Raw genomic sequence first — 12,860 nt, forward strand, 5'->3', positions numbered from 1 at the left:
GCATTAATAGTAAGCATTACTTCTATAAAAGTATTCCTCTCCTTGTTTGCTTATTGTTCATACTGTGAAGAGTCAAACATGTCTTTGTATTTATCTTGTCTTCTTAAAACATGCTCAATTGATTCAGTCACAATCTCTCCCATATTTTCACATTTCAAGAACCTAGAGCTATTATAATGTTCCGAAAGATCTTGTCTCAATGACATCACATTTTCTCTTGGTGCAATTACATCCTTACGCATCGTTCTTAAAATATCCTTTGCTCTGTGACGGAAACCCATTACTCTACTAGCAATCATAAAACGTTCCTCTGCTTGGTACTGTCTTACTGATTCCCAAGAAATTTTACCCATCATCAGCTTTAAAATGGCGTTGTTCTGGCGGTAGAATTGTGGCATATAAATATTTCTTCTTCCTTCATAACTCTGTTGGTCAAAGTCAATAGGTCTAATTCTGTAGTTGATTTCATCAAAATCAGGTACCATTAGAACTACCCAGTTTGAAGAGTGCATATCTCCTAGAAGCTGTACAAAACATCTTTCATTGAATTTCACAAACTCCTTTGTCAAACGCGTTTTATTTTGATGACCATCTTCTAAATAGCTATTGATAAATGTATCACCAGGAATACCCGGAATATGCTCCTCAATTAGCGTCTGTTCTGTCACGAGATAACTCACCTTATTCGGTGATAAAATATCTTCTAATTCTAAACCATAAATCCTTGAAGCATCGGCCACTTTGATATAGAAGTAGTCAAAGTTATCGTTGATTCGGTTTACAATTCTCACTCTAAATGGCTTGGTATTACCGTAAGTACACATATCTACCCTATCCACAAAAAGGTGTTCCATGACCGTCAGGTTACCATCGGCTCTCAAAGATGCATAAAGTTTTTTAAGCGTTTTATACAATTCTTCCATATCATCCTGTGGATAAAATACAGTAATCCACAAAGTATCCTCCCCTTGTGAGTCATAAAGTGGAATTGCATTATTAAAACGCGTCAGATCTTCATACTTGATATTTACTGGAGAGATCCTATCGTATTGATCTAAAAAATATTCTAACGGTTCTGTAACCGGATAAGGTAATTTTTTCTTACTAATTAAAGCCATATTATCATTCTTCTAACCGATACCAAAAGCACAACCTTCTTTTGATAATTCTTGAAATGGATTCTGAGTAAATTTAACGAAGTACTCCAATATATTTGCTGTATTTTATTGTTTTGTGATTACTATCTCCAAAAAACTTTCTTTCAAGCTGTCATTCATAACTTTTTAAGAATTTCAATCACAAAAGATGAGGTTTCATCAAAAGAAAAGAGTTGTGAGTTACAAGAGTTAACTGCATCTTTGCAAGACAGAAAAAACTCATTTATATGTCAAAAATTGCTTACGATATAGTAGATATGCCTGAGGCGGAATACAGAGCACACCCTGCCCTTGCAAATACCGATTTGAAAAATGCTCAAATGCACCTTTTAAATCAACCTCCTTTTACTCCTAAAAAAGCTTTGAGAGAAGGCACATATTTACACACCGCAATTTTAGAACCTGAAAAATGGGTGGATATGCAAAAAAAGCTAACGGCTCCGCAAGCCAATAAAATTGGAAGAATAGCCGCTACTGCTAGAAATTACCCTCTTTTGAATGAGTTGCTTTCACACCCCAATGTATTAATTGAAAAATGTATTTTCTGGAAAGATCCTCTTACGGGGCTAGAATGTAAAGCAAAACCCGACCTTTTTATTGAAGGTGAAGTGGTGTTGGACCTTAAGACTACTTCTAGAAATATGCGTCAGGCGTTTGAAAAGCAGGTTTTACAAAAAGACTTTGACAGACAGATTTCATTTTACAATATTCCAATCCAAGCGCCTATTGCTCGTGTTATTGGCGTGAGTAAAACTTCTAAAGGAAGACTTTTCAGACTGGAATGGAATAAAGAAGATGAGTACTTGGTTCACGGCAGAAAAAAAGCGGAGGTGTTACTGAAGAAAATTGCAGATGATGCTACACTTCATGAAACGGCACTTTCACTAAGAAAATAACTCAATAAAAAACCTCTCATCGTAAAAAAACTACGATGGGAGGTTTTGATTTTTAGACCTGTTGAGAACAAATTTACAATCTTGGGTCTACTTCTTCGCTTTCTAAAGCTAAAACTCCAAAAACTGTTTCATGCACTCGCCTCAATGGTTCTTGTTGTACAAAACGCTCTAAGCTCTCAATACCCAAAGCAAATTCTCTCAACGCCAAAGAACGTTTTCTTGAAAGTCCTCTATTTTTAAGTCGTTCAAGATTTTCTGGCAAATCATATTCCGGACCGTAGATGATTCTCAAATATTCACTTCCTCTACATTTTATAGCAGGCTGTTGCAACCCCTCTTTTCCACGAGTAATGAAGTCGAAGGATTTCACCACCATTCCTTCACCACCTTTTGAAGTCAAATCTGTCCACCAATCAATGACCTCTTCAATGCTCTCCTCACTTTTTGTATTCACAATTTTGTAAGGTGTGACTCTGAAAATTTCCTTATCTGCTTCACAAATCGATTGGATCTTTTCCATATGCCATTGATGGTCTTTATCTACATGAACATGACCTTCTGTGGCTAAAATATGGAATGGAGCTAATTTATAATCACTGATTGATTTCACTTCCCAACAGTAGTTTCTATAGGCATCAATATATTTATCAACTGTCCCTCTTTTATCAGTTACTTTTGACAATAATTGTTCAATGCCTTCCACTCCTCTGCTTTGTGTTTTTTGCAATACCTCCTCTACAGCCGACAGTGATTTCTGAGCAGAAGTACCTACTGCAGCATATTGATCTTTCAACAGCGACTGTGCTTTAGCAGACCAAGGCATCAATTCAGCATCTAAACAGACCCAATCGGTATCAAATTGTTCCCAGAACCCTGATTCCATTAAGGCACTTTGCACTCTACTCAAGAATTCTTTTTCTATAGTCTGATCATTGAAAAAGTTTCTTCCAGTTCTAGTATAACAAACTCCGATGCCTTCATTTTCAATACCAAAACGCTTCAGTACGACTTCTTCATTTTTACAAACCACAAGAACAACCCTTGAGCCCATGTGCTTTTCTTCACAAACCAACTGCTCTACTCCACGTTTTTTGAAGTAATTGATCGCTTCTTTTGGATGTTCTAAATAGTTAGGCAAATCACTCGTTTCACAAGGAGACATAGTTGGAGGCAAGTAGATCAACCATTTTGGATTAATCGCAAATCGACTCATTACTTCTAGTGCAGCAATGGAATTCTCTTCCTTAATAGTAAGGTTATTTCTCAACCTTGTCTGTACTATTCGCTTTCCAATGACATCATCAATCACCAACAAATCGTCATATTCCTGCTGATGTGACATGCCTGATGAACTTCCTGCTTCCAAAGGTTTTACTGGCTCACTATACACCTTTGCCGCATCCACCGAAATCAATTCTTCTTCTGGATAACGTAATGCGGTCAATTTCCCTCCAAATACACAACCTGTATCAATATCAATAGTCTTATTAAACCACTCTGCTTCTGGAACTGGAGTGTGACCGTACACCACTTTCGCACTACCTCGGTATTCCGAAGCCCAGTTGTATCGGACTGGCAGGCCAAATTCATCAATTTCACCTGTGGTTTCTCCATAAAGGCAGAATGATCGTACTGCCCCAGATCCTCTTCCCTGCATTTCTTCTTTCACCCCTGCATGAGCGACTACCAATTTTCCATTATCTAAAATATAATGACTGACTAGACTGTAAAGAAACTCTCTTACATCTTCTAAAAATGCATCAGAAGCACCTTCCAGCTGTTCCATCGTCACTTCCAATCCGTGCTTCAATTGCACATCTCTACCACTCAGTTTCTTTTGTAATTTGATGTCATGATTACCAGGCACACATAAAGCGACTTCACTTCTGACCATGCTCATCACCAACTTCAATACTTCAGGAGATTTTGGCCCTCTATCAACCAAATCACCTAAGAAAATCACTTTTCTACCTTCTGGGTGTGTTACCTCGATACCATAATTGGAACCATTATCTTCCACCTGATCGATCAAATAACCAAGTTTCTCTAATAATTCAATTGTTTCATCATAACAGCCATGAATGTCACCAATGATATCAAAAGGACCATGTACATCTTTCTTGTCATTGTAGAGTTTTTCTCTTACCACTCCAGTGACAGCTTCCACCTCTTCCTCTCCTTTTAACACATAAGTCTTTCTGAAACCTTCCTTCTTCAAGCCTCTGATTGATTTTCGAAGTTGCTGTTGCTGATTTCTAATGACATGATTGCCAAAATTACGATCTTCCCTTTCCTTATTTCTTTCCTCACATACTTTCTGAGGCATATCTAAAACAAGGGCTACAGGAAGCGTATGGTATTTTTTAGCAAGATTCAACAAATTCTTTCTTGCTTGCTTCTGAACGTTGGTAGCATCCACTACCGTAAGCAGGCCGTTCTTCAGCCTTTTTTCTATAATAAAATTCAATACATCAAAAGCATCCTGTGACGCTTTCTGACTGTTCTCATCATTAGACACTATGCCTCTGCAAATATCTGATGATACGACTTCGTATTGATTAAAATGTTTTGCTGCGAATGTACTCTTACCCGAACCCGAAGAACCGATAAGAAGTACTAATGATAATTCAGGTACTTTAATTTCCATGATTAAAAATTGCCATTTGTGATGGAGCTCCTACTTTACTGTCTTCTTCTCCGATTGGTAAAAATGAAACGGTGTAATTGTACGTTTCGGCTACTTTGTTTGCCCACGTTTCAAACTCTGCTCTTGTCCATTCAAAACGATGGTCTGTATGACGCATAGTATTTTCTTCCATGCTCTCATAAAGTACATTGTACTCACCATTTGGTGTGGTAAGAAAAACCGTTTTAGGCTTCGCGAATTCAAATACAACCCTTTCAAAAGATTGAAGACGGCTTTCATCCATATGTTCAATCACTTCCACAATCGTAGCCGCATCAAACCCTGCCAAACGGTCATCTTGGTACGTCAATGCTCCTTGGAAAAGATCTATTCGTTCTTTTTGCTTAGGCGCCATTTCCTCCCAATGCAGTCGTTCCCTGCACTTGGTCAAATCTTGATAGGAAACATCCATTCCGACAATTTTCTCTAATTGCTTTTCCTTGATTAGCATTCGAATCAGTTTTCCTTCTCCGCAACCTAAATCAATCACATTTTTAGCCCCGGAAGCTAAAAGTTTTTCCAAGACCAATTTCAAACGTTGAGTATGCAATGTTTCCTTCTTCACATTTTCCTCCACCTCATTTTCTGCGACATCCTCATCACGAAGTTGTTCTAAGGCTTTTCTTGAAAGATGGCTTAAATTAAAAAGATACCTTTTGGTAATCTGTTCTTTCTCAGGGTGGTTTTTCAACCATTCTTTTCCTTTGTCCAACAATTTTTCAACTTCATTATTGCTCACAAAATAATGCTTATCATTGTCCAATGCTGGAATTAAAACATACAGGTGAGAAAGCAGATCTTTCAATTTTAAAATATGCTTCAAATTCAATGTAAAGTATTTACTATCGCCCCATTCCGTGAATTTTTCATCCAACGTATAACGTTCCAATTCCACCTCATAACCTAGAGGCTCAAACATATTTCTAATCAGCAATTCCCCACCTTTTGGAGCTGGCAATGAAGTTAAACTTACTTCAAAGGGCATCTCAACATCTACAAGACTGGGATCATGACTACACTTTCCGTTCATCGCTGTTGAAAAAGCTTTCGATAAGGCTACGCTCATAAATGACGAAGCCACATAGGGTCGATCATTCACATATTGACCCAATGCGAATCCTTTTCCTGACAGGTTTCTACCTCCCCTTACCATGTCAATTGGATCAATATCCAACAACAATGACACTGTTGTTTTCTCTTCTGAGCTTTCGGGATAAAATACATGTGCTTTTCCGATGGACAGTTTTACAGTTTGCAGTTTATCGGGATGCTTATGCAACATAAACCCCAATACAGACGCAGGCTGATGCGTAGTTGTGATGTTGAGTAACATTTGATTTTTAAGTTTCAAAAAAATTTAATTCCTGCTATAGACTAAGCTAGAAATATCTCATTCCTGTGAGAATTCAATATTGGTTTGTTGTTATTGTCAGACAAAATTTAGTTTGCTTTTCCCAAACAGGTAAATAAAAGTAAAGAATAAAAAGTTTAAGTACTAATAAAAAAGGCTATGAATTTCACCTCATAGCCTCTTCAAAAATTATTGATACATTTCCTCAATCATGCTCTCATATTTCTCATTGATCACCTTCCGTTTCAACTTTAACGTAGGTGTTACCTCTCCTGAATCAATGGACCAAACATGATCAACAAGCGATATTTTCTTCACTTTTTCCCATTGAGCAAAGTTTTTATTCGCTTTCTCAATTTCCTGTTCAATTTTTTCAAGAACCTGATCATTCTTTATCATTTCGTGATCTGTGGTGTAATCAATGTGATGGAGATTACACCATTCCTTCAGTCCATCAAAATTAGGAACTACAAGTGCTGATGGAAACTTTCTATTATTTCCTATCACCGCAGCTTGCTCAATAAAATAAGATTCTTTGATTTTATTTTCAATTAATTGAGGTGCAACATATTTCCCTCCTGATGTTTTGAACATTTCCTTTTTACGGTCTGTAATTTTCAAGAATTTCCCTTCTACCAACTCACCAATATCACCCGTATGGAACCATCCATCTTGCAAAACTTCTGCTGTTTTCTCTGGGTTTTTATAATACCCCATCATGACATTAGGGCCTTTAGCGAGAATCTCCCCATCATCAGCAATTTTCACTTCCACTCCTTCAATCAATGGCCCAACTGTACCTACCATCATATCGATCTCCTCTGCTCTATTCACCGCAATCACCGGTGAAGTCTCCGTCAACCCGTACCCTTCACAAAGTTTTATCCCTGCCGACCAAAAAACTCTAGCCAAACGAGGCTGGAGTGCCGCCGCTCCTACGTTAATTGCTTTTACATTGCCTCCCAAAGCTTCTCTCCATTTAGAGAAAACCAATTTATTGGCCAATTCAAGCTGTTTATCATAAATAAAACCTTGATCTTTTCTTGGTTCATAACGGAGGCCTAAATTTAGGGCCCAAAAGAAAATAGCACGTTTCGGTCCGCTTGCTTCTAAACCTTTCGCTATAATTTTATCATAGATTTTTTCCAACAAACGTGGTACAGTGTTGAATACATCTGGCTTCACTTCTTGTAGATTGGCAGCGATTGTTTCCATACTTTCGGCATAATAAACAGAAACACCGTACTGAAGGAAATAATGGAAGCCTGTTCTTTCATATATGTGGCATAACGGTAGAAAACTCAAAGCTTTTGATTTTCCTTTTTCGATGGGGCAAACGGATGACACCGCAATTGCATTGGATACCACATTTTTATGAGAAAGCATCACACCTTTAGGCCTTCCTGTAGTACCTGATGTATAAATGATGGTCATCAAATCATCTTCTTTAATGCTTGCCATCATCTTCTCTATCTCAGTTCTTTCATTGCCTTTACCAAGTTCTTCCACTTCCGTCCAATGTGGAGCATTTTCAATTCTATCGAATGTGAAGATCTTCTCAATGTTAGTCGCTTTCTCTGCTGCTTCAGTTGATTTTTGAAACAGATCCTCATCTCCTACAAAAACAAATTTCGAGTCAGAATTCTCAAAAATGTAGCTGTAATCATCTACGGTGATCGTCGGATAGATGGGCACTGAAATAATACCGACTTGCTGACAGGCTAAATCAATGAAATTCCATTCTGGTCTGTTGGCTGAGATGATTGCGACTTTATCACCACTTTTTAAGCCCGACTCAAGAAACCCTACACTGAGATTGTTAACGATTTCTACGACTTCTTCTGTGGAAAACTTTTTCCACTGTCCGTTTTGTTTGTAGGCTACACAATCCTCCTTCGGAAAGTGCTCTTTTTGTAAATACAGAAAATCAAATGTTCGTTTAGGTGTTGTCATAATTTATTGGTTGTTAATTAAATTGGAATACCTCTTCAAATGAAGCAACTAGGTTTAATATTATTCAGGTAAAAGGGAAGTTTTATGAAGAGAATGATGCAACATAAAAGTGACATCAATCAGCTCTAAAAACTTATTTTATCCTTTCAAATGCTTCTAAAGTTTGTTCCAATGACTTTGTTGAGAGACATTCTTTCTTGTTATTGGATTTTGTGTTATCTTAAATCTATTGATAATAATATATTTGTCCTAATTTTAAGAAGATATAAATGAAAACAGCTTTATAAAGTTGTATTTCATGACTTTACATAGATTGCAATTTCTCCATGAAAGGAATGTCATTATATAATACCCTCTCCAAATTTATCATTGTTACGATTCTTGTGTCTTTCCATTTTGTGATGAATGCACAGGATAAGAATCACTCAGTGATTTATGCTAAGCTTAAAAGTACAGATGCAGAGATTCTTCAACCTTGGTCGACGTCTTACCTTGAAGACCGTGACTACCCTGCTAAAATGCTTTCTCCTAAAAAGTTTTCACACATCATTCCTCCTTCTAAGAACCCCTTTTCTTTCTATCAAATTTTTCAAAAAGAAAGACCTGACATCTTAGAAATACATATTAATAATGGTAGCGATATTCAAGCTGCATTAGAAGAACTCTACAAACACCCTCTTGTGGAGTACGCTGAAATAGATTTCTACTACGAAGATTTACAGGAAATTCCAGAGTATATTCCTAATGATCCAAGCCATACATCGCAACACAATATCTTCAATCACAATCTAAAACAAGCTTGGGCTATTACTAAGGGTAGCGAAGATGTTATCATTGGTATTCATGATAGTGGCTTTGATGTAGAACACGAAGACCTTAAAGGCAATTTGAAAGTCAATGAGTTAGAACTTAACGGTATTGCGGGTATTGACGATGACAATAACGGTTATGTAGACGATATTTATGGATACAATTTCCGTACGAATAGTGGTAACCTAACAGGTACGGACCATGGTACTGAAGTTGCTGGTAATGCCAGTGCTGTACCTGACAATGAGATTGGAATTGCAGGTATGGGGTTTAATACGAAAATGATATTTGCCGTCAGAAATACTTTAAGTAGCTTAAGTTACCTTGCTGAAAATGGTGCGGATATCATTAACATGTCATGGGGTGCTGCCAATGTTAGTTCAAGAGCTTATGCAGAAGTCATTGACTTTTATACTGAAGACCCCGAATACGATGTACTATTCATTGCTGCTGCGGGAAATGATAATCACGGTCAAGTACTCACAGATTATTACCCAGCTTCTTATGAAAATGTAATGTCCGTTTCTGCTGTAGATCAAAATAAAAATCATAGAAACTATACTAAAAGCTACAATATCACTGTAGCAGGTACTGACGGTTCTTTAACTACCACCACAAATAATGGATATAAAGGAGCTACAGGTACTTCATTTGCATCACCTACTCTTACAGGAATTGCCGCATTAGTTAGAGGCGAATATCCTGAACTTACAGCCAAACAAGTCAAACAACTTATTCGCTTTACTGCCGATACGACTTTTTATTCCATTGGAAGTAATGCCAACAATAAATATGTCTTTGGATATGGTTTAGCCGATGCATACCGAGCATTAACTTATAAAGACAGTGCACATATTATTCAAGCTGAAAACATACAGTATGGTCATCACATCACAAGAGATATCACAATAGAACTAGGAGACACTATTGCAATTTGGTTTGATTTTAAAAATATTTTAAACGGAAATTCTGGGGACTTAAAAGCTATTATGACTTCCTACAACGATAGTTACACCCCTATCGCTGATACTACTTTTATCGGACAGCTAAATGATGAGCAAGAAATTTCGAATGAAAACACTCCTTTTCTTTTTAAAATTAGTGAATCAGCAAACCTTCAGGAAAATGTGCACTTCAGAATCAACTTTGTGGATAGCACTTCCAATTATGTTTACAAGGACTGGCAAAATGTTGAATTAAATATCACGCTTGAACAGTTTATCAATTTCAGTAAAATCACTGGGGTATTCCGTCCTGACGGCACCATTGGTAAAGAGCATGGATTAAACTATTATACTTCAAATCAAAAAGATAACTTTGGGTATTATCACCTTACAAGACAAGCTGGTGTCATATTGGCTAGTAAAGACCGAGTATCTGATGCTACCTATACAAACATCACTACAAATACTCGAAGTGCCGATTTCCAAGGCGTTTCTTTTGTCAACTATATTAGAGAATACGCTTCTGACAACAATTTCCCTGTTCATGCTTACACAATGAAATATGTTGACTCGAAATCAAATGCTCCTGTATCCGTTGAAGTTGATCAAACTTATTTTTCTGGAAATCAATATTACGTAAACAGTGAATTCTTTACCGAACTTGCCATAAAAAATAATTCCAATGCTGAAATTGACACTCTATATGCTGGGCTTTTCATGGATTGGATGATGGAATACACTACTTTTTCTCAAAATGACTTCCCTGCTGACAGTTCCATTTTAGACTATGACCCAGAGAGAAGAATGGTATTTGTCAAGCACGTCAATGAAAGAAAGTATGCGGCTATTACATTATTAAATGAAGGTAAAATTAATATCCAAGCCATAGATAATTTAAATGGTGACAATAGTGCTATTGATATCACAGATGGCTTTACGGATCAAGAGAAAATTCAAGCGGTATCTTCAGGCATTGGCACTACAACAGTCGGTGCAGCCGGAGTCGGTACCAATTCATCTAGTGTAATCAGTTTAAGTATTCCAAAATTACAAGCGAACGAGACTGCAAGAGTAGGATTCCTTATTACAGCAGCCGATAGTTTAACACAACTTCATGCTCAAATTGACAGCATTCGTCCTTACACTCAATATTGGTTAAAAGGTCCTTCTCCTGAAATTCCATTTCAAGCTGCTTACGAAGGAGAATCCGTTACAATCAGAACCGATGATTTTGACTCTTTAGCCCTATACAAAAGTGATAATGATGACAATAAAGTATTACAAAGTAGAGGAAGACAATTTGAAGTCTTAATTGATTCTATCGACTATTATTACGTTCAATCCCAAGGGAGATATGTGTATAATGGAGATATCGTGCAATTAAGAGGGGAAGTGATTCCGGTATTGGATATTGAACCAACACTTTATTCGTGTATTAATAGTAGTGTAATTATACAACCTAAAGGCTGTGGTATGTATAATTTCTACAAAGACGAATTCTTAACACAACTGCTTTATACAGGAAGTTCACTTCTATTACAAGATATACAGCGAGATACTTCTTTTTGGATTACTTGCGGCAGTGGAAACATCGCAATTTCTGATAAAGTATATACTGAAGTAGTCATTGACTCCACTTTCAATACTTATACACTTTCAGATAGTATTTCTTATGTTGACGGAAACATCACTGCCACTTTCAATGCACACAATAATGCAACTACATGGTCATGGTATCTTGATGGCGAACAAATAGGTGAAACCAATGCCATTTCAGTCACTCCTACGTTTACATCTACCGGAACTTCAGAATTAAGACTATTTGCAACCAACCGAGCTGGCTGTACTTATATTATTTCAAAAGAAATTGAAGTAAAAAGTGACAACCCATTAAGTTCAGTGGTCTCTACTTTGGAAGAAGGTAAATTGTATCCAAATCCAGTGCATGATGGCATCATACATCTAGCTTTATCAAGAAATCTAGGAGTGATGTCATTTGAACTCTATACAACAGACGGACGCTTACTATTGGATCAAATTCCGTATACCATAAACGGAGCACATTATACGATTTATCTTCCAAGAACACTTCAGAGTAAGAATTGTATTTTGAAAGCCTCTTCGAAATATGGAAGCAAATCATGGCAAATTTCCATTCAATAACGTTGTAAACTTTTAATTTATCATTTCTTAATATTTTAGTGTCAACAAAAACAAAAATAGTACATTTGTAGCCACTATGAGTTTTTAGGGATTTTTCAACACTCTTCAAGCTCTAATCGAATAAGAATCAATAATTTAAATATGCGTAAGTTTTTAGGAATTATTCCTGCTCGCTATGGGTCATCTAGATTGGAAGGTAAGCCACTTGCTGATATTTGTGGAAAACCGATGATTCAACACGTATACGAACGTGCTACTGCAACAGTAGAAAATGTGTATATCGCCACAGACGATGTACGTATTGTTGAAGCAGTTGAATCTTTTGGAGGGAACGTAGTCATGACTTCAGTTGATCATTCTAATGGTACATCAAGATGTCTTGAAGCCTTAGAGATCGTCAACCAACAAACAGGTAAAAACTTTGATGCAGTAGTGAACATCCAAGGAGACGAACCTCTTCTAGAGCCTGTTCAACTGACTGAGTTGATCGAAAGTTTTGATGAAAGTACTGAATTTGCTACACTCGTCTTACCGGTTGTTCATGAAGAAGACTTGATCAATAATAGTGAGGTATTTGTGACTTTTGATCACAACAAAGACGCATTGTATTTCAGTAGAGCAGTCATTCCTACCGTAAGAGGTGTGGACCCGAAAGAGTGGATGCAACATACCACTTTTTATAAACACATTGGTCTTTATGCATATACCAAAGAAGCCTTAGCAAAATTCTCTTCTCTTGAGCCTACAAATTTAGAGCAATTAGAGTCGTTGGAACAGCTAAGATGGATTGAGCACGGTTATAAAATCAAAGTCGGTATTACAGAACATGACAGCATTCCTGTAGATACGAAAGAGGATTTAGAACGTGTTCGACAAATTATGCAAAAGTTAGTTTAAAAT

Annotated in this window: 7 protein-coding genes; 3 read left to right on the plus strand and 4 right to left on the minus strand. The window is 36.9% G+C overall.

Annotation, left to right across the window (positions count from 1 at the left end; genetic code table 11):
* Positions 1-50: 50 nt before the first annotated feature.
* On the minus strand, positions 51-1,118 hold the full coding sequence (locus IC221_RS14000; protein ID WP_188169563.1) for a hypothetical protein: 1,068 nt from the start codon (positions 1,116-1,118) through the stop codon (positions 51-53).
* 266 nt (positions 1,119-1,384) lie between these two features.
* Here IC221_RS14000 and IC221_RS14005 point away from each other — a divergent pair, with 266 nt between their 5' ends.
* A complete protein-coding gene (locus IC221_RS14005) occupies positions 1,385-2,053 on the plus strand; it encodes a PD-(D/E)XK nuclease-like domain-containing protein (protein WP_188169564.1) in 669 nt (222 codons plus the stop codon).
* A 73-nt stretch (positions 2,054-2,126) separates the two neighbouring features.
* Here the strand turns inward: IC221_RS14005 and IC221_RS14010 are convergent, their stop codons facing one another.
* From IC221_RS14010 to IC221_RS14020, 3 genes are all read right to left on the minus strand, one after another.
* Positions 2,127-4,700, minus strand: coding sequence for a polynucleotide kinase-phosphatase (locus tag IC221_RS14010; RefSeq protein WP_188169565.1), 2,574 nt, complete (start codon positions 4,698-4,700; stop codon positions 2,127-2,129).
* Complete coding sequence (locus tag IC221_RS14015) at positions 4,690-6,072, minus strand: 3' terminal RNA ribose 2'-O-methyltransferase Hen1 (RefSeq protein ID WP_188169566.1); 1,383 nt, start codon at positions 6,070-6,072, stop codon at positions 4,690-4,692. Before IC221_RS14015 ends, IC221_RS14010 begins: the two co-directional genes overlap by 11 nt.
* Positions 6,073-6,279: 207 nt before the next feature.
* Positions 6,280-8,043 (minus strand): long-chain fatty acid--CoA ligase, encoded by a 1,764-nt coding sequence (locus IC221_RS14020; protein ID WP_188169567.1) that lies wholly within the window; start codon positions 8,041-8,043, stop codon positions 6,280-6,282.
* Positions 8,044-8,378: 335 nt separating this feature from the next.
* Between IC221_RS14020 and IC221_RS14025 the strand changes: the two genes are divergently transcribed.
* Together IC221_RS14025 and kdsB are read left to right on the plus strand one after the other, a co-directional pair.
* Positions 8,379-11,960: a S8 family serine peptidase gene (locus IC221_RS14025; protein ID WP_188169568.1), complete on the plus strand. Its 3,582-nt coding sequence runs from the start codon at positions 8,379-8,381 to the stop codon at positions 11,958-11,960.
* 141 nt (positions 11,961-12,101) lie between these two features.
* Positions 12,102-12,857, plus strand: coding sequence for a 3-deoxy-manno-octulosonate cytidylyltransferase (kdsB, locus tag IC221_RS14030; protein ID WP_044205285.1), 756 nt, complete (start codon positions 12,102-12,104; stop codon positions 12,855-12,857).
* The last annotated feature ends 3 nt before the right edge of the window (positions 12,858-12,860 follow it).

Origin of the sequence: Flammeovirga sp. EKP202 (assembly GCF_014534745.1) — a bacterium.
Classification (GTDB): domain Bacteria; phylum Bacteroidota; class Bacteroidia; order Cytophagales; family Flammeovirgaceae; genus Flammeovirga.